This is a genomic window from Exiguobacterium sp. s6 (genome assembly GCF_018618155.1).
GTDB lineage: Bacteria > Bacillota > Bacilli > Exiguobacteriales > Exiguobacteriaceae > Exiguobacterium > Exiguobacterium mexicanum_A.
Genome location: NZ_JACSLN010000003.1, coordinates 49,347 through 67,816 on the forward strand (window position 1 = coordinate 49,347; position 18,470 = coordinate 67,816).

19 protein-coding genes are annotated in these 18,470 nt (G+C 53.0%); 11 read left to right on the forward strand and 8 right to left on the reverse strand.

The window, feature by feature from the left end:
* The first annotated feature begins 113 nt into the window (after window positions 1–113).
* From KNP75_RS12985 to menC, 6 genes are read left to right on the forward strand one after another with little or no spacing between them, the layout of a single operon-like run.
* Window positions 114–1,499 (forward strand): isochorismate synthase, encoded by a 1,386-nt coding sequence (locus KNP75_RS12985; RefSeq protein ID WP_034781040.1) that lies wholly within the window; start codon window positions 114–116, stop codon window positions 1,497–1,499.
* Window positions 1,496–3,145 carry a 2-succinyl-5-enolpyruvyl-6-hydroxy-3-cyclohexene-1-carboxylic-acid synthase gene (gene menD, locus KNP75_RS12990; RefSeq protein ID WP_215190598.1) on the forward strand — a complete coding sequence of 550 codons (1,650 nt, stop codon included), beginning with the start codon at window positions 1,496–1,498 and terminating at the stop codon, window positions 3,143–3,145. The genes KNP75_RS12985 and menD overlap by 4 nt, the downstream gene beginning before the upstream one ends.
* Entirely contained in the window at window positions 3,145–3,921 is a 777-nt protein-coding gene (locus tag KNP75_RS12995; protein ID WP_215190657.1) for an alpha/beta fold hydrolase, read from the forward strand. Before menD ends, KNP75_RS12995 begins: the two co-directional genes overlap by 1 nt.
* Entirely contained in the window at window positions 3,922–4,746 is an 825-nt protein-coding gene (gene menB / locus KNP75_RS13000; RefSeq protein WP_021067784.1) for a 1,4-dihydroxy-2-naphthoyl-CoA synthase, read from the forward strand. It begins immediately after the preceding gene.
* Between the two features lie 49 nt (window positions 4,747–4,795).
* Window positions 4,796–6,166 carry an o-succinylbenzoate--CoA ligase gene (gene menE, locus KNP75_RS13005; protein WP_215190599.1) on the forward strand — a complete coding sequence of 457 codons (1,371 nt, stop codon included), beginning with the start codon at window positions 4,796–4,798 and terminating at the stop codon, window positions 6,164–6,166.
* Window positions 6,150–7,217, forward strand: a complete 1,068-nt coding sequence (gene menC / locus KNP75_RS13010) for an o-succinylbenzoate synthase (protein WP_215190600.1) — start codon at window positions 6,150–6,152, stop codon at window positions 7,215–7,217. The genes menE and menC overlap by 17 nt, the downstream gene beginning before the upstream one ends.
* A 49-nt stretch (window positions 7,218–7,266) precedes the next feature.
* On the opposite strand, the gene map is transcribed toward menC, so the two are convergent.
* From map to KNP75_RS13035, 5 genes are all read right to left on the reverse strand, one after another.
* On the reverse strand, window positions 7,267–8,016 hold the full coding sequence (map, locus tag KNP75_RS13015; RefSeq protein WP_215190601.1) for a type I methionyl aminopeptidase: 750 nt from the start codon (window positions 8,014–8,016) through the stop codon (window positions 7,267–7,269).
* Window positions 8,017–8,028: 12 nt separating this feature from the next.
* Window positions 8,029–9,222 carry an EAL-associated domain-containing protein gene (locus KNP75_RS13020; RefSeq protein WP_233005310.1) on the reverse strand — a complete coding sequence of 398 codons (1,194 nt, stop codon included), beginning with the start codon at window positions 9,220–9,222 and terminating at the stop codon, window positions 8,029–8,031.
* A 35-nt stretch (window positions 9,223–9,257) separates the two neighbouring features.
* Window positions 9,258–9,509, reverse strand: coding sequence for a hypothetical protein (locus KNP75_RS13025; protein ID WP_034781064.1), 252 nt, complete (start codon window positions 9,507–9,509; stop codon window positions 9,258–9,260).
* A gap of 100 nt (window positions 9,510–9,609) precedes the next feature.
* Window positions 9,610–11,118: a degradosome RNA helicase CshA gene (gene cshA, locus KNP75_RS13030; protein WP_214754233.1), complete on the reverse strand. Its 1,509-nt coding sequence runs from the start codon at window positions 11,116–11,118 to the stop codon at window positions 9,610–9,612.
* Between the two features lie 163 nt (window positions 11,119–11,281).
* A complete protein-coding gene (locus KNP75_RS13035) occupies window positions 11,282–12,133 on the reverse strand; it encodes a CvfB family protein (RefSeq protein ID WP_034781077.1) in 852 nt (283 codons plus the stop codon).
* A 288-nt stretch (window positions 12,134–12,421) separates the two neighbouring features.
* On the opposite strand from KNP75_RS13035, the gene KNP75_RS13040 reads away from it, so the two are divergent.
* The 5 genes from KNP75_RS13040 to KNP75_RS13060 all read left to right on the forward strand — a co-directional run bounded on the left by KNP75_RS13040 (window position 12,422) and on the right by KNP75_RS13060 (window position 15,973).
* Window positions 12,422–12,571, forward strand: a complete 150-nt coding sequence (locus KNP75_RS13040; RefSeq protein ID WP_021067792.1) for a hypothetical protein — start codon at window positions 12,422–12,424, stop codon at window positions 12,569–12,571.
* A 128-nt stretch (window positions 12,572–12,699) separates the two neighbouring features.
* Window positions 12,700–12,942 (forward strand): hypothetical protein, encoded by a 243-nt coding sequence (locus tag KNP75_RS13045; protein WP_034781078.1) that lies wholly within the window; start codon window positions 12,700–12,702, stop codon window positions 12,940–12,942.
* Window positions 12,943–13,027: 85 nt separating this feature from the next.
* Complete coding sequence (locus KNP75_RS13050) at window positions 13,028–13,288, forward strand: hypothetical protein (protein WP_034781079.1); 261 nt, start codon at window positions 13,028–13,030, stop codon at window positions 13,286–13,288.
* A gap of 94 nt (window positions 13,289–13,382) precedes the next feature.
* On the forward strand, window positions 13,383–14,084 hold the full coding sequence (locus KNP75_RS13055; protein WP_034781080.1) for a lysophospholipid acyltransferase family protein: 702 nt from the start codon (window positions 13,383–13,385) through the stop codon (window positions 14,082–14,084).
* Window positions 14,081–15,973: an ABC-F family ATP-binding cassette domain-containing protein gene (locus tag KNP75_RS13060; protein ID WP_034781087.1), complete on the forward strand. Its 1,893-nt coding sequence runs from the start codon at window positions 14,081–14,083 to the stop codon at window positions 15,971–15,973. The genes KNP75_RS13055 and KNP75_RS13060 overlap by 4 nt, the downstream gene beginning before the upstream one ends.
* Before the next feature lie 86 nt (window positions 15,974–16,059).
* Here KNP75_RS13060 and KNP75_RS13065 read toward each other — a convergent pair whose 3' ends face one another.
* Genes KNP75_RS13065 through liaF form a run of 3 tightly spaced genes read right to left on the reverse strand, consistent with a single transcriptional unit; the run spans window position 16,060 to window position 18,409 of the window.
* The gene (locus KNP75_RS13065; RefSeq protein ID WP_034781089.1) at window positions 16,060–16,695 is read right to left on the reverse strand and encodes a response regulator; all 636 of its coding nucleotides are present in this window, start codon (window positions 16,693–16,695) and stop codon (window positions 16,060–16,062) included.
* Window positions 16,692–17,720, reverse strand: coding sequence for a sensor histidine kinase (locus tag KNP75_RS13070; protein WP_034781091.1), 1,029 nt, complete (start codon window positions 17,718–17,720; stop codon window positions 16,692–16,694). Before KNP75_RS13070 ends, KNP75_RS13065 begins: the two co-directional genes overlap by 4 nt.
* Window positions 17,717–18,409: a cell wall-active antibiotics response protein LiaF gene (gene liaF, locus KNP75_RS13075; RefSeq protein WP_034781097.1), complete on the reverse strand. Its 693-nt coding sequence runs from the start codon at window positions 18,407–18,409 to the stop codon at window positions 17,717–17,719. Before liaF ends, KNP75_RS13070 begins: the two co-directional genes overlap by 4 nt.
* Window positions 18,410–18,470: the final 61 nt, after the last annotated feature.

The window sequence follows — 18,470 nt, forward strand, 5'->3', positions numbered from 1 at the left end:
CGCCGCTCGGACGGCTCCCTTCACTTTCTCGAGCATTTGACGGCCAGTTCTGTTGTGAAGTCATGATACACTAAAGAATGAGAATTCCATTGGATTGAGGAGGCTTTTCTTTCATGCCAGATACTCAAACACACATTAAACAACGAATCGAACAAGCCCATAAACGGGCACGTGCTTGGCAACGACCGGTACTTGCCTCGTACACGTGGGAAATCCCTTCGTTCGACGCGTTCCATATTATTCAAAACACTGAAACGTCCCACTACTATTTTTCGACGCCAGACCGCTCCCTCGAGATGCTCGGATGTGCCGATGCGCTCGTGTTGACGGCTTCTGGTCCCGAACGTTTCCAACGTCTACAGTACGATTGGAGCCTGCACCGCCGGGACGTCGACGCGGTCATTTATGCGTTCTCGGGCTTTTCGTTCGACACGTTCGTGCGGCCCCAAAAAAATATGTGGGAAGCGTTCGGTGAAGCATCGTTGGTCGTGCCGAAATTTCTATATCGCCGCTCGGGCGACAAGCACACGTTGACCGTTTCGACGCTCGTCTCGGCCAAACGTTCGGTCGAACAATATTTGATTCAATTGGCCGATCAACTCGCCCAGTTCAACGCGCTACATGCGCCCGACGAACAAACACCGACTTACTCGCAAGTCAAAGACGGCGTCGACCATTTCAAGTCGAGTTTCCAACAAGCTAAACTGAACATCACTGAAGAACGAGTCGAAAAGATTGTCATCGCCCGGGAAGAAATCTACCAGACCTCGGAAGAGGCGTTCCCGTTCGCGACGACACTGCGCCACTTGTCAGAACATCAGACGGGCAGTTACGTGTTCTTGTATCAGCCGAAGCGGGAAATCGGATTTTTCGGAGCGACGCCGGAACGGCTCGTCAAGAAACAAGGACCGTACATTGAAACGGCCGCCATCGCCGGCACCATCAAGCGACCAGACACCGAGATCGAATCGGATGTAGCCAAACAGACGTTACTCCACGACGCCAAAAACCTCGAGGAACACCAAATCGTCGTGAAGGACATCAAGAACGCCCTCACACCATACGCGGCTACCATCAAGGCACCGGAGTCGCCGCGCATCTTGGAGAACCGGTCGGTTTTCCATCTGCACACACCGATTCAAGCAACGCTCGATACGAACGCATCCTTGCTGTCGATCATCGAGTCGCTCCACCCGACCCCGGCGCTCGGTGGATCTCCGAAACGGACGTCTGTCCGCTTGTTGCGCGAGATTGAACGGTTCGACCGCGGCTGGTACGGGTCACCGTTCGGTTGGCTGAACACGGACGGTGAAGGAGAGTTCGTCGTCTCGATCCGGTCGGCTCTTGTCCACCATCAATTCGTGGCGCTATACGCAGGCTGTGGAATCGTCCAAGAGTCTGAACTCGAAGCGGAGCTCGCCGAGACAGAAATCAAGCTCAGTCCAATCAAGCAAGCTCTCGGATTGGACAAAGTACGCGCAGGAGGCAATGAAGCATGAATGAACCGTTAACGGAGTGGGTCGCCGGTATGATGAACCGGCTCGTCGAACAAGGGGTCGAGGACGTCGTCATCAGTCCCGGCTCTCGCTCGACACCGCTCGCCATGGCCGCCTATCTTCATCCGAGCGTCCGACATCATATCATCGTCGACGAACGGTCGGCCGCCTTTTTCGCACTCGGGTTGACTCGTTCGCAATCATCGTTGCGCCCGGTCGCGCTCATCTGCACGAGCGGTACTGCCGCCACCAACTACTTTTCGGCGGTGGCCGAGGCAAATATCTCACAACTGCCGCTCGTTGTGTTGACGACCGATCGGCCGCACGAACTTCGGAACGTCGGGGCGCCTCAAGCGATCGACCAAGTTCGACTGTACGGCGAACACGTGAAAGCGAGCGTCGACCTCCCCGTTCCTGAAGCAGCGAGTCAGCGCTACATGGAACAGACATTCGCCCGGCTCGTCCGGACGAGTATGCATGCGCCGTTCGGTCCGGTCCATGTGAACATCCCGTTCCGTGAACCGTTGTTGCCGGATATCGAGCGCTTGACATCACTCCTGGGCGGTGAAGCCGAATCCTCTGAGCCGACCTATCTTAAACCGACAAGTCTCGACTTGAAACGGTTCAAACAAGAGATTGACGTCAATCGTCTCGCCTTCATCGTCGGACCAGGTACTCCGACATCATGGCTTGAGCCTCTCTACACGTCGGCGCTGGCCCATCGTATTCCGGTCTTCGCCGACCCATTGAGCGGGATGCGCCGGTTTGACCATGTCTTGACGAACTATGACGCGTGGCTCGCGAGCGAGCATCGCACGGAATGGACACCTGACGCGGTCGTCCGGTTCGGGGCTGCCCCCGTCTCGAAACGGCTGAATCAGTGGCTTCACGACGTGCCATACGTCTTGATCGAGCAACCGGGATCGTTCCGCGACCCGTCGAACAGCGCCACGGTCGTGTACGGCGATGCGATTGATTATGTCGCCACCATCAACAAAGACTATGACGCCGACTTATTCGATCGTTTCGCATTGTTCGAACGCGTCGCCGAATCCGCAAAACCTGCTTTGAGCGGAGAAAGCGCATTGACGCGTCATTTGCTGGCGTCTCGTCTTGATCGCATCTTCGTCAGCAATAGCATGCCGATCCGTGATATCGATACAACACTTTCAGCCGGTCAGTCAATCGACGTCCTCGCCAATCGCGGGGCGAACGGGATTGACGGCATCATATCGAGCGCGCTCGGTGCCTGTCACGATACAGACAAGGCCGCTCTCTTGATCGGCGACTTGGCATTCTATCACGACAGTAACGCCCTGCAACTCGTCAAATCGCATCCTGGCATGTTCTCGATTGTCGTCGTCAACAATGATGGCGGTGGCATCTTCTCTTTCTTACCACAAGCCTCGATTGCACCGCAAATGTTCGAGGACTTGTTCGGGACACCGCTCCACTTGAACTTGCGCGGATTTGCTGAGACATACGGACTCAGCTATCGCTTGCTCGAGCAGCCTGAAGATGTCATGACGGCGATTGAAGCAGGCGTTCAGCTGATCGAATTTCCGTCTGATCGCGCTAGGAACGTGGCCGAGCATCGTCGTTGGACCGCTTCGCTCACGGACCGTTTGACGACGGAGAACGAATCGTGATGCGTTCCGTGCGTGGCGTCTCCTATGAGGTGCTCGAACGTGGGAGCGGCCGTCCCGTTCTGCTTCTTCATGGATTCACTGGGAGTGCGGCTTGGATCTCCCAGTTCCCTGAGCTCCCCGTCCGGCTCGTCGCCCCGTCGCTATTGCAACACGGCGGCACCGGGCAGCAAGCGGTCGGGCGTGCCAAAATGAGTCAACAGGTGAGGGACTTATCGACGCTACTCGATACGGACGAAGGTCCGTGGACGGTCGTCGGTTACTCGCTCGGCGGACGTATCGGGATGACACTCGCCGCCTATGATGATCGGGTCACCCATTTCATCGGCATTAGCACGACGCCCGGGCTCGACATAGCGGCTGAACGTCGACAACGCCGGCTTCAAGACGAAAAGCTCGCCGAATTCATCGAGCGAGCAGGACTTGAGGCGTTCGTTGACCGTTGGGAACGTCTTCCGCTCTGGCATCAAACCGACGAGATGCGCGCCGCCCTCCGTCCTGAGCGGTTGGCCCAACATCCAGCCGCACTCGCGGACAGCCTCCGTGCCATCGGGACGGGTAGCATGCCGTCGCTCTGGCCGCTACTCGACCGTTTACCTCGCACCGATTTGATCGTCGGGGAACACGATGTGAAGTTTCAACAGATTGCTCGGAATATGCAGTTGATCCGTCCCGATATTGAAATTCATGAAATTTCGGACGCATCTCATGCTCCACATGTCGAGAATGCCCAACAATTTGGTACAATGATAGAGAAATTGATTTTAGGGGGAATTTAAATGGAATCAGTAGCAAACTGGACATCGGTCCGCACGTACGAAGATATCAAGTACGAGAAGTGGAACGGTATCGCCAAAATCACCATCAACCGCCCGGAAGTACGGAACGCGTTCCGTCCACTCACGGTCAACGAGCTCATCGACGCGTTCGCACGCGCCCGTGACGATAAAGAAGTCGGTGCCATCATCTTGACTGGTGAAGGCGATCAAGCCTTCTGCTCAGGCGGCGACCAAAAAGTACGCGGCCACGGCGGCTACGTGGGTGACGACGAGATTCCACGCTTGAACGTCCTCGACCTTCAACGTTTGATTCGCGTCATCCCGAAACCAGTCATCGCCATGGTAGCCGGTTATGCGATCGGTGGCGGACACGTCTTGCACGTTGTCTGTGACTTGACGATTGCAGCCGACAACGCCCGTTTCGGTCAAACCGGACCAAAAGTGGGCTCGTTCGATGCCGGTTACGGTTCAGGTTACTTGGCCCGCATCATCGGCCACAAGAAAGCACGCGAAATCTGGTACCTCTGCCGTCAATACGACGCCCAGCAAGCGCTTGACATGGGACTCGTCAACACGGTCGTTCCACTCGAGCAACTTGAAGCCGAGACGATCCAATGGTGCCAAGAGATCTTGCAACACTCTCCGACGGCCCTTCGCTTCTTGAAAGCAGCGATGAACGCCGACACGGACGGACTCGCAGGACTTCAACAGCTTGCCGGCGACGCGACGCTTCTCTACTACACGACAGACGAAGCGAAAGAAGGACGCGACGCTTTCAAAGAAAAACGCGACCCAGACTTCGGTCAGTTCCCGCGTTTCCCGTAAATCGACAAAGAGTAGCGACTTCGCTACTCTTTTTTTGGAGGTCCTGATGATGAATCGTTATGTGACACAACATCGACGTGACGCCATGGCACTCGTCACCGCGTCCGTCAGTTTGACCTGGGCCGAGTTAAGCGCGGAGAGCGCCCGTTTGGCCCACTTCTTGGAACGGGTCGCACCCGAAGCCCGCCATATCGGATTACGCGCTGTGAACAGCGCTGATTATGTCATCGCTGTCCATGCCATCCAGTTACTCGGAAAAGTGCTCGTTCCGCTCAACACGCGGTTGACGATGAGCGAACTGGAAGGACAAATCGAGACGGCCGATATCGATGTATTGCTCGTCGATAAACCGATTGACCTGTCAATCACCCAATTCGAGTTGACGTCCCGAGATGAGGCGTCACTCGCCACACCGCACGAATGGGCAGACGATGAAGTCATGTCGCTCATGTTCACCTCGGGCACGACCGGTCGAGCCAAGGCCGTAAAGCAGACGTTCGGCAATCACATCGCGAGCGCCGAGGCGGCCAAGACGCGCCTCGGTTACGGGACAAGTGACCGGATGCTCATCGTCACGCCACTCTTCCATATGAGCGGACTCGCCCAAGTGTATCGGAGCGCCCGTTTCGGTTCGACATTATACGTCGAACCGAAGTTCGATGTCGCTCGTACACTCGAGTTGATTGCGACGGCAAGAATCACCCACATCTCGCTCGTTGCGGTCATGCTTAAGCGGCTCCTCGACGCAGGTCTCTCCCGCCATCAGTTGCAACTTCTGCTCGTCGGCGGCGGTCCCGTACCTCGTCCGTTGCTCGAAGAAGCCGAGCGACGGCAGTTACCGGTCGCCCAGACGTACGGGATGACGGAGACGTGTTCGCAAGTCGCGACGCTCTTGCCATCCGAGGCGCTCGCCCACATCGGTTCGAGTGGTCAAGCAATCGCGCCGACCCAACTCCGCATCAATGTGGATGGGGAGATTGAAGTGAACGGACCGACGGTGACCCCGGGTTACTATAAACAGCCAGAGGCCGACGCCCGGACACCCGACGGCTATTGGCAGACCGGTGACCTCGGCACAATCAAGGACGGTTACTTGTACGTCCATGACCGTCGCAGTGACTTGATTATCTCTGGCGGCGAGAACATTTATCCGGCCGAAATCGAGAGCGTGTTATTACGTTGCCCGGGCATTCAAGACGTAGGGGTCGTCGGTCGTCCCGACCCGACTTGGGGAGCGATACCTGTCGCCTTCACGGTCGGTACGTTCGATTTCGATGAGGCAATTCAGCTGTTGCACGACCATCTGGCGTCTTATAAACATCCGAAAGCATGGATTGCCGTCGACGAGTTGCCTCGTAACGCCAACGGTAAATTGATGCGTCATCGCTTAAAGGAGGCTGACCATGATTCGTCGCGCTGAACTGTATATCGTCCCCCTCACGTTCAAACATCCGATTGTCACCGCCCACGCCGTGTTGACGACGAGACGGACGGTCATTCTCCGGCTGGAGACGGTCGACGGTGTTGTCGGCTACGGGGAAGGTGTCGCGTTCGAGACGCCATGGTATACGGCTGAGACCGTCCGCTCCGTCATCGATACGTCCGCTTTGATTATCCAACTGTTGAAAGGGATGACGTTGTCCGCCGCCTCGTTCGGCACCCATGTCAGCTCCATCATCGGCCACCCGATGGCGAAAGCGATGTGGGAGAGCGCTCTCTGGGAAGTGGAAGCGGCCCGCGCGAATCAGACATTAAAACAATACGTCCAAGCCGGCGATGCCGTGGCATGCGGCCGGACGATTGGCATCGGTCTGCTCAGTCAGACGTTGAACGCCATCGAGGCTGCGCTCGCGTCCGGATTCGACCGGATCAAGTTAAAAGCGTCCCCGCATGAACTGCTTCCTGCGCTCGGCGAGATTCGCAGCGTTTTTCCGGACGCCCCGCTCATGATTGATTTGAACGGAAGTGGCTCCGAGCAATCGCTTGACTGGTTCGAGGCGTTAGATACCTATCGTCTCTTGATGATCGAACAGCCTTATCCGAGCACATATTGGGTCGAGACAGCGGACTTGCAGGCACGGCTCGCCACACCGATTTGTCTCGATGAATCGATCAGTTCGGCTCAAGACGTGGCGACGATGCATCGACTTCAAGCCGGTCGCATCGTCAATATCAAACCGACCCGCGTCGGCGGCTGGAGCGAGGCGCTCGCGATTCGCGATAGCGGCACCCCCTACTGGGTCGGTGGTATGTATGAGTCCTCCATCGGCCGTTATCACACGCTCTTATTCGCCTCATTGAGCGGAGCCTCCTATCCGGCCGATATGGCCGGGACGAGCGCTTACTTCGAGACCGATTTGCTCGATACCCCGCTCGAGGTCGAGAACGGACAATTGATGCTTCCCGACCAGGTCGCACCGGATTGGACGATGATCGAGCAACTGAGCGAACAGACGATTCGACTCCTGTAAAAACTCCGCAAAAAAGGCGGCAGACCTCGTGTCTGCCGCCTTTTCATCGTTAACGGAATGTGCCCGTCAATACTTCATAGCCGTCTTTCGTGACGACGACCGTGTGCTCGAACTGGGAGACGAGGCTGTTGTTCGGGGTGAACAACGACCAACCGTCCTCTTCTGATTGATAGACGATTTCATCTTTCGTCGAGATGAACGTCTCGACGGCAATGACTTGTCCTTCTTTCAAGATGTCGTTCTCTTCACGGCTATAGTAGTTCGAAATCGTCTCCGGCTCACCGTGAAGCGTGCGACCGAGGCCATGGCCCGCCAAGTTACGGATGACCGTGAAGCCGTTCTTACGGGCATCGGCATAAATCGCTTTCCCGATTTGGTTGACCTTGACGCCGGCCTTCACTTTGCTGAGACCCGCTTCGAGCGATGTCAATGACACTTCGACCAAACGCTCGTGTTTAGCCGATTTCGGTTTGCCCGCGATGACCGTACGTCCTGTGTCCGCATAGTAGCCGTCCTTCACGGCCGATACGTCGACGTTGACCACGTCGCCGTCTTGGATGACGAGGTCACCTGGAATCCCATGGGCTGCGACGTCATTGATGGAAATACACGTATAACCCGGGAACTCATACATCGTGATCGGGGCCGAGGCGGCCCCTTCCGCTTCCAAAATACGCTGCCCAATCTCATCCAACTGTTTCGTCGTCATGCCCGGTTTGACCGCTTTCGCCATCTCATCGCGCGCCAAGGCGACGATCCGCCCAATCTCACGCAATGCATCGTAATCATAATCTAACATTCGTTTTCCCTCTCAATCTAATAATCGATTTTGATATAAGAACTCTTCAGATAAATCGGCAAACAAGAACATGCCGTCCGGTAACGGATAACTGAACGTCCGCGTCACTTCGTTCGAACTGAAGTCGCGATAATCCTCGGACAAGTAGCCCCGTCCGCGCACGTCCATCGCCGCCATCGTCCGAATAAAGTACGGACGGAAACTCCAATTATAGCCGCGATACGTGTTATCGACCGTCCAAGCGGACTGTGCCTGATAGACGTTCGCGCTCGTCTGGAACCCGGTTTGGTCCGTCAAATAGTAACGGACGAACGTCCCTTCGAGTTTCGGGGCAATATGGAGCAACCATTCATCTTTCTTATCGCGCGACCACTTCCCGCTTTGGACGAGGTCGTGGATTTGTTTATGGAGTTCGAACTCCAATTCATATAATCGCTTTAATCGCTCTTGATCGTGTAAGAAGAACGACGGTACTTCTTGCGTCAATACGCTCATACCTTTCGCTTCGCGCGGCGGCATCGCATCGCTTTGCCCGAGGAGACTTCCCATATAATAACGTCCGCCATGACGCCACGCATAACGCAACTGTCCGAGATGGTCGATCGATTTATAGAGGAGCGGAGCCCCGAGACGGGAAGCGATATATTCCATCGTCTGAAGCATTTGCGGATACGTGACCGATAACGTCTTCTTCTCGACCATCGTCGCCAAATCGACGAGCAACATCTCAGGCGCCACCGTCATGATGTCTTCGATGCTCGTTGATTCTGCGAAGTCGAGCGCGACTTTAACACCAGATGAACGATAATATTGGACGACTCGTGACAAGCGTGACACGTCAACGAGATCCGTCCCTTGAAGCGTCACATAAATGCGATGGAGCGGGAAGTTCAATTCTCGAAGCGGGGCCAAAAACGCCTCGCCTCCTTGTTCGAGAATCCACTCTGAACGACATCGGAACGTGACGAATTGCGTCGCATCCCTTAACTGTTCGGCCGCTAAACGCTCCATCCGTTTGGCGATATCGAGCTGATACTCGAGCGGAACGTCATCGTCGTAAAAGAATGGGGTGAGCGACTCGCCCCTGAACTGTCCATGGACCATATAACCTTCTACTTGGAAGGTGGCGGCTCCCAGGATTGGTTCAAATGTCACTTCGACTTCTTCTGGATTCATCATCACATCCACTGCGTCCAACTTGATCACCTCGTCTTTTTTCTAAACACGAAAGCGAGCTGGGTTCAGCTCGCTCGTGTATGCACATACATATAGGCACCGAAACAAGCAATGAAATATACGATACTCATCACACCGTAGCCGATTCCCATCTTCCCGCCCACGCCGATGGCCATCACAAGCCAAATCATCGCGCCGAACAGGAGCGTGGCGACCGGGATATATCGAAAATTCGGACGCTCGGTCCGCGTAATAATCGGTTTCAAAGCCAGGACGCACGCCACTAGTATGACGAGACCAAAACCTAGTTCAATCATCCGTTGACACCTCATTTTTCTGTCTCTACTCATTTAGTGTAGCATGACACCATAAAAAAAACCGCAAATCCACTTAAGGAGATGCGGTTTTAGTTATTGATTAGTCACGCGGACGGCGTGGGCCACGGTCGTCTGAACGACGACGGTCGTCTCCACCGCTACGTTTGCCACGGTATCCACCGCCGCCACCGCTGCGTCCGCCACGGTCACCGCCGCCACGACGTTCTCCGCCGCCGCTGCGATTTCCACGGTATCCACCACGGTCGTTACGTCCACCTTGACGTTTGACGCGTACTGGTTCTGCATACGAGATTTCAACCGGAGTTGAATCTGGCTCTTTCGTCAATCCACGAAGTGCCGCTGCAAGAAGCTCGACTGCTTCGTATTCTTCAAGAAGCTCAGTCGCAAGTTGCGTGTAAGCTTTGAAGTCGCCCGCTTGAACACGTTCGATCAATTCTTCAGCCGATTGCTTTTGGTTGCCCTCGAGCACTTCTGAGATTGTCGGTACGTGACGACGGTTCATTTTCTTGTTCGTTACGCGTTCGATTGCTTTGACTTGACCGAATTCACGTGGCGTGATGAACGTAAGGGCTGTACCTGTTTTACCAGCGCGGCCTGTACGTCCGATACGGTGCACGTAGCTTTCCGGGTCTTGTGGGACGTCAAAGTTGTAAACGTGTGTGACACCTGTGATATCAAGACCACGGGCTGCAACGTCTGTCGCGACCAAGATGTCAATTGTGCCGTTTTTGAAACGACGGATGACTTGGTCACGTTTTGATTGCGTTAAGTCACCGTGAAGACCATCAGCCGTGTAACCACGTTTGATGAGTGCTTCTGTCACTTCGTCAACACGTTTCTTCGTACGAGCGAAGATGATGCTGAGTTCTGGCGAGTCGATGTCGATCAAGCGGCAAAGCGTATCGAATTTTTGACCTTCGCGCAATTCGAGGAATTGTTGGTTGATGTTCTCAACTGTCATTTCCTTCGCTTTTACTTTGATGATCGTCGGCGACTTCATGAAGCGCTCAGCAATCTTCTTGATTTGTGGTGGCATTGTTGCAGAGAAGAGAAGCGTTTGACGTTCAGCCGGAAGGCCTTTCAAAATCATCTCGATGTCTTCAACGAAGCCCATGTTGAGCATTTCATCTGCCTCGTCCAAGATCACAGTTTGGATCTCGTCGAGTTTGATCGTCTTGCGCTTCATGTGGTCCATGAGGCGGCCCGGTGTGGCAACGACGATTTGTGGGTTCTTTTTCAAACCACGGATTTGGCGGTCGATTTGTTGGCCACCGTATACTGGAAGTGCGTAAACGCGCTTCGCTTCACCGATTTTGTTCAATTCTTCTGCAACTTGAATCGCAAGTTCACGTGTCGGTGCAAGAACAAGTGCTTGGACTTGACGTGCCTTTGTGTCGATTCGCTCAATTGTCGGAATACCGAAAGCTGCTGTTTTCCCTGTACCTGTTTGCGCTTGACCTAATACGTCCACTCCTGTGAGTGCGACAGGAATTGTCTCAGCTTGGATCGGTGTAGCTTCTTCGAAGCCCATTTTGAGTACACCTTTTACTAATGCTTCACTTAACTGTAAATCTTGGAATTTTGTCAAATTATATTCTCCTTTTTTCATACAAAAAACGTCTGAGGTTTTGTTCTACAGACGTTTTTCCAATGTTTCCTCGTAGTCAACTTTACTAACTATAACGTATTTGTTTCTAAAATGAAAGAAATACATTCTAAAACTTTTCATAGCCACCTGGACATGAGTTATCTTATTTCAATTTATAGCCGTTGTCGAGTTTTTCAACTTGCTTTTCTTTCAGCAGTTTCCCGAGTGCGCGTTTGAACGCCGCTTTACTCATCCCGAACTCACGATCGATCACGTCCGGCGCCGTCTTGTCGCCATAAGGCATTTGGCCGCCGCGTTCTTCAATATAAGCACGGATACTTTCCGCGTCCGGGTCGATGGCTTCATATGCCCGCGGTTTCATCGAGACGAGTACCGTCCCGTCTTGTTTCACTTGCGTCACACGTACGGTCAATTGCTCACCGAGACGTGGCCAACGTGTCATCTCTGCTTCATGTAAGAAACCGAGTGATTCATTTTCGACCCAGACGTTCACACCGACTTCGCGTCGATTGACGACGACCGCATGGACATCTTGATTGCCCCATTCTTCTTTAGCGGGACGCGCCAACAAGTTCAAGTACGCATAGTGGGCCGGTTCCCCGAGAAGACGGCTCTTTTGATCGTACTTGAGACGAATGCAAAGCTTGTCCCCTTCTTTTGGCCAATACGACCGGTTCTCAGGAAGATCATCTAATGAGACGAGTACATCCTTTTGAATCCCGATATTGACGAACACACCGGTGTTATACCGGACTCCAGTCACTTCATACCACTCATAGTCATCGAACGTGACGCTCGGAATCGTCATCGTCGAAGCGAGACGTCCTTCTGAGTCGTGATAAAGGAAGACCCGCACCGTCTGTCCGACTGTGACTTCTTCAGTTTGTTCTTTTCGATGAAGGAGTACCTCTTCGCGACCGTTTCCGATAAACACACCAAAATCAGCTGAACGTTCCGCGACCAAGTCTACTACTTCTCCTGCACGTAATGCCATACAATCCACATCCTTTTTCATCTATTACTGTCAGTATACCTACCTACACACGTTCCTAATCATATCACGTTCGATTTCCTTACTCCGTTCAATTGTGTCTAAAATGTGAACAAGATTGCCCCTCCGTTTTCCTAAATTGGTCCGTATACTAGCTTCTATATTTCAAATTTTGTGACAATTTTGTGAACGCGCATTTTCCATCTAGTATCCACATTTTGAAAACGTTATTATTAAGGAAGTGTTGTTTAACGAATTAGGTTTCAGCCATGGCCGAACGGGGGATATAAAATGTTTGATGTACAATCTCGATCATTCGCGAAGCGCTTCATGAAAGGCTTATTGATTGCTTTCTTCGCGCTACTCGCTTCACTTAGCTTCATTTTTTCAAACGGAGTCGATACGAACGTATCTTCATCCGTCACGATGGTCCAAGAGTAAACGCCCTCTCCTGACAGAAGGCGTTTTTTTGTTTTGTTCCGACAAAAAAAGGGATTTTTTATGCATCTGTCGAACGAACATAACGTTCGGCTTTTATTATTGAATCATCTGGGAAGGGAGAGTCACTCATGCTATTTTATTTTCTCACCACGATTCTTTCGGTCGTCGGTTTGTCCGTCTCGCTCCAAACCGGTTTTTTCAAAGACCCGATCGGTACATTCCTGTTCGCCGTATTGCTCGCTATGGGCTTATCTTCATTTAAACAGTTGGTCGCACAAACGAACGTCTTGCTCATCGAGCGCCGGAATCAAAAAAAGATCAAGCGCATCGTGGCGCGCATGCATTCAACTACGCGTAAACGTTCTACATAACGCTCGTCTTCCCCCTCCACTTTTGTTATTCTATTCTAGACAAGAAGAGCAAAACGGACTCAACCCGTAGGAGGCACAAACACGTATGAACGAAATCCCTTTATCGAACGAATGGCTATTGCGTTATTCACCTGTCATGGAGCTATGGCTGAAAGAAGACGGCATCTTGCTCGTCGACGATGACAATCGCATTCGACTCACGCTTGAAATCGGCAGTGACCAAGTCATGCAGTTCAAGAGCATCGAACAAGATGGGGCTTACTTTGCTGTGGACCCGGTGAATAAACGAATCACGTTCGAACTCGAGGAAGAAGAAGAGGAAAGCGATTCTCGCTTCTGGGAATAAAGATTCATGCCGAAGAGTCGGATTCTCGTCAAGAGAGGAAGACTCTTTCTTCGTGTCCAGACTCATTACTGAACGATCGAGAGGAGAAATATGTATGATCCGCACCGCCATCTGGTTTATCGCCTTTTTCGCCGTCTTACCGCTGACACTTCCGTTCTATCCGAAAGCGAAGCGACTGACGCCCCCGGAACGTTATGGATACGTCCAAACTGTCGCCTATAAGTGGGCAAGCTTTCTACTACGAATCGCCGGCGCTCGCGTCCGTGTTCACGGCCAAGAGAACATCCCGAATGAACCGGTCGTCTACGTCGCGAACCACCAAGGGAACTTTGATGTCCCGATTATGATCACAGCGACGAAACATCCAAAAGCGTTTATCTCAAAAATCGAAGTGCAAAAGTTCCCAATCATTCCGCGTTGGATGGAACTGATGGGTTGTATCTTCATTGACCGCAGCGACCGGCGCCAGTCCATTAAAGCAATCCGTTCCGGCGTCGAGACGATCCAATCGGGACAGTCGATTATCGTCTTCCCGGAAGGTACCCGCTCAAAAGGCGGACCGATCAAAGAGTTCAAAGCTGGTAGCCTGACGCTCGCCACATCAAGCGGTGCCAAAATCGTCCCTGTCGCCATTAAAGGCAGCCACCATTTGCTCGAGACGACAAACCGAATCACACCGGGTACGGTCGACGTCACGTTTTTACCGGTCATCGATCCGGCAGACGTCCCGAATAAAGAAATTGCGGCGCTGGCAGAGACGATGATTCGCCGCGTCGTTGAAGGAGAAGAATCATGAGTTTATTAGCCATCGAAGGCATTCATAAAGAATTTGCAGATAAAGTCTTGTTCGACGACGTCACGATGACGATTCACCCAGGTAATCGCATCGGGGTCATCGGGGTCAACGGCTCCGGAAAGTCGACGTTCTTAAAAATCATCGCCGGCGTCGAGACCGCAGACCGGGGTTCGATGCAACACCCGAACGATTACCGGATTCGCTATTTGACCCAAACGGTCGACTTCGCCCCCGGGCAAACGATTTTAGACGCGTTGTTCACGAGTGACACCCCGTCCGTCCAAGCGTTGAAACAGTATGAGCTCGCGCGTCAAGCACTCGAGGCGAACCCGACGAGCGAACAATGGTTGGAACGCTTTATGAAAGCCCAGCAAGCGGTCGATGCAGCCGACGCATGGGAGACTGAAGCGAAGTTGAAATCGATTTTAAATCGGCTCGGTCTTCCGGACGTGACGGCAGAGATTAGCTCGCTTTCCGGTGGACAACAGAAACGGGTCGCTTTGGCCGCAGCCCTACTCGACGAAGCTGACTTACTATTACTCGATGAGCCGACGAACGAACTCGACGCCGATACGATTGCTTGGCTTGAGACGATTCTCGCTGATTACCGGGGGGCCATCCTGCTCATCACCCATGACCGTTATTTCTTGAACCGAGTCACGAATCATATCCTTGAAATCGCCGATGGCACGAGTTACTTCTATGACGGCAACTATGAGCTCTTCCTTGAGAAGCGTGCCGAACGAAAAGCCCGGTCGCATTCAATGGAGCAAAAGCGGCAAAACATCTTACGTCGTGAGCTCGCTTGGCTGCGTCGTGGTGCCAAGGCACGGACGACGAAACAGAAGGCACGCATCCAGCGCGTCGAGGACTTGAAGCATCAAGAGACGCTTGCCGAGGATGAGGCGCTCGAAGTATCCGTCGGTTCGCGCCGCCTCGGGAAAAAAGTAATCGAGGTGGAGAACTTGTCCTTCGGTTATGACGATCACTTGCTCATTGAAGATTTCACGTGGTTGTTCGGACGCCGGGAACGGTATGGCATCGTCGGACCAAACGGGAGTGGGAAAACGACACTCATGAACTTGCTTGCCCACCGCCTCGAACCGACGAACGGAACGGTCGTCCACGGGGAAACCGTCCATCTCGGATATTATGGGCAACAAGTCGAATTCGAAGACACAACGCGACGCGTTATCGACGAGATCGAGCGCATCGCCCAAGTCATCTATACGCCGGACGGCGAAACGATCACGGCCAGTCAGATGCTCGAACGCTTCCTATTCACCCCGGACGCGCAATACAAACCGATTGCCAAACTGTCGGGTGGAGAGAAACGCCGCCTCGTCTTGCTTCGGATTTTAATGGACGAGCCGAACGTGCTATTTTTAGATGAACCGACGAACGATCTCGACACGGAGACATTGTCCGTCCTCGAGGACTATTTGGAGTCGTTCCCAGGCACGGTCATCGCCGTCAGTCACGACCGCTATTTCTTAGATCGGATCGCCGAACAGCTGATTGCGTTCGAAGACGGGACGATCAACGTTTATCATGCGGAGTACAGTGACTATTTAGCCACACTCCAAGAACAGACGAAGCAACAAGTGAAAAAAGAATCGAAAGAGAAGAAAGAGCGTGTCAAAGTCGATGTCGTCAAATTCACTTTTAAAGAGCAGAAAGAATGGGAGACGATCGAGGATGATATCGCCTCTCTCGAATCTGAGATCGAAGCAGCCGAGGCACGGCTCGCCGCAGCGGGTAGCGACCTCGGTAAAGTGAATGAACTGTACGCCGACATTGCCGCGTTGAAAGAAGCGCTCGATGCGAAGATGGAGCGATGGGAATATTTATCGGAGATTGATGAACAAATTCAAGCACAGAAGAACTAAAAACAAGGATCACGCGTCGGCGTGATCCTTGTTTGTCGTGTAGCCATGTGTGGACAATTCGAGTGCAGCGCTTGGAAGCACCCTGTTCATCCTTTACTGACGATATTATGTTGAAACGCATAAACGACGGCTTGCGTCCGGTCGTAGACGTCAAGCTTCGTCAAAATGTTGGAGACGTGTGTCTTCACCGTCTTCAACGAGATGTATAGTTCATCGGCGATGACTTGGTTCGATTTCCCTTCCGCCATCAATTGCAAAATCTCACGTTCCCTTGCCGTCAGACTCTCGTGCAACGTCTTTTCCGGATGTCGGAGCCGTTCGAGCATCTTGCCCGTCACTTGGGCGGCCATGACCGGATTGCCGGCTGCCGTTTGACGAATCGCATCGGCGATCTCGTTGGCGTTCGCCGTTTTCAAGACGTAACTCATAGCCCCGGCCTCGATGACCGGATACACTTTCTCGTCATCCAAGAAACTCGTCACGACCAAAATCTTGGCCTCTTTCCAACTCGCCTTGATCCGCTTCGTCGACTCGACCCCATCGACAGGCTCCATCACTAAATCCATCAAGACGACATCGGGCTTCTCGGCGATGGCAAGCTCGGCCCCTGTCGCGCCATCCGATGCTTCTCCGACGACTTCGATGTCAGGCTGCGTCGACAGAAACGCCGAGACGCCGGCCCGCACCATCTCATGGTCATCAATCAATACGACTCGAATCATTCTAACCCCTCCACTTGTTGTTTCACACGCACTTCAATCTGAGTACCGACGCCTGGCACACTGACGAGTCGTAACGTCCCGCCGACCTCAGCCGTCCTCTCTCTTATCGATTGTAAGCCATATGAGGCGACTTGTGTATCATCGACATTAAAGCCGATCCCGTCGTCGTTTATTTTTAAGATGACCGTCTGTTGCACGGTCCGCATTTCGATTTCAAGTCGCTTCGCTTTCGCATGGCGAAGCGTGTTGCTAATCGCTTCTTGGACGATGCGGAACAGTTCATTCTCAGTATGTCGCGACAATTCGACTTCTTCGAGGCGCCATACGAGCTCGGTCGATTGTTTGCGTGACAGTTCTTCTAACAGGCGCTCGATTCCCGTCTTGAGCGTCATTCCTTCGAGCTCGACCGGACGGAGTTGCAACAGAAGCGAGCGCATTTCCGCCTGAGCAGTTTGTGCCATCACTTCGACCTGCTCGATTTGTTTGGCCGCCACGTCTGGTTTTGAAGTGATCGTCTGTTTGGCCGCCGTCGTCATCATCGAGATGGCGTACAGTTGCTGACTGACCGAGTCATGGAGTTCACGGGCGACACGGCGCCGTTCTTCGACGACTGCTTCGCTGCGCGCTTCCTCGACACTGACAGGTCGGTCCCCGACCCGTTTGGCCATCTCAATCATTTCCGTGCGTTGCTTAGAAATCCGGGCGATCCGTTCGAGTGTATCTCGATAAGGCGACAATGGACGGAATGTAATCTCTTTTTGATTCTCAAGCTTCCACAAGGCAATCGCCACTTCCCGGAAGTCGCGTCGCAAATAAAAATACGAACCGACCCCGAAGATGCTACCAATCAAGACGGCGATGACGAGGATAGACACACCGAAAGGCAACCCTTCTTCACGTGTGAACAAATCTCGGAGTGAAGTCGAGTCACCTATTAAAAATGCGATCGTGACGAACAGTGCCGTCAGTAGGCTGCTAAATAACTGATGCCAGACGACCGTCCTTGGATACGAATCCTTCTTCATACGGTCATCACCTCGACACTTCCGCTCATGAGCACGATATGGATGCGGACTTTCCGTGTTGCTGCTTGATAATCGTCCGAAGCCGTGTAAAAGCGACGGTTGAACACCGGTGAATAGTTCGACTCATCGACTTGAATCTTGCCGAATCCGATTGATGCATCAATCGAGTAATCGTAGCCGGCCGGAATGAGAATTCGGACGTCCCCGGCGAGTCCGTTCAATAGTAAGAACGTCTCTCCCTCCGGAATGATGGCGCGCGACAAGTCGAGTTCGACGTCACGCAACAAGAAGAATTCATTCGTGTCTTGAAGCACGTAGTGACCGCTCTCTTTCGTCCCGAACGAAAAGGCCTGTTCTTGCCGGATATGTGACTTGAACCGACTCGATTCGAGCGGACGATTCTTGTACAGTCGATAGCCGAACATGAGCAATAAACCTGACAATACGAAGCCGAACGCCGCCGACGAGAAGATGAGCCCGACGAGCATGATACCGCCAATCCCGTAAAAGATATAGCTGACCGGCTGATTGCCTTTGCGGCTAAAACGACGCCCGATATACAGCAACAATAGCGGGACGACCATGCTGAAGAGGACGCTGTTACCACCCGTCGCGATATCGATAAATAGTCCAATGGCGAATAGAATGATCATAAAGCCGATGATTTGGCGTGTGTTCCAACGTTCCACATTGCTTCCCCCTCTCTAACAGTATGTAACATGAAGCAAAGAAGCGATGGCCCAACCATTC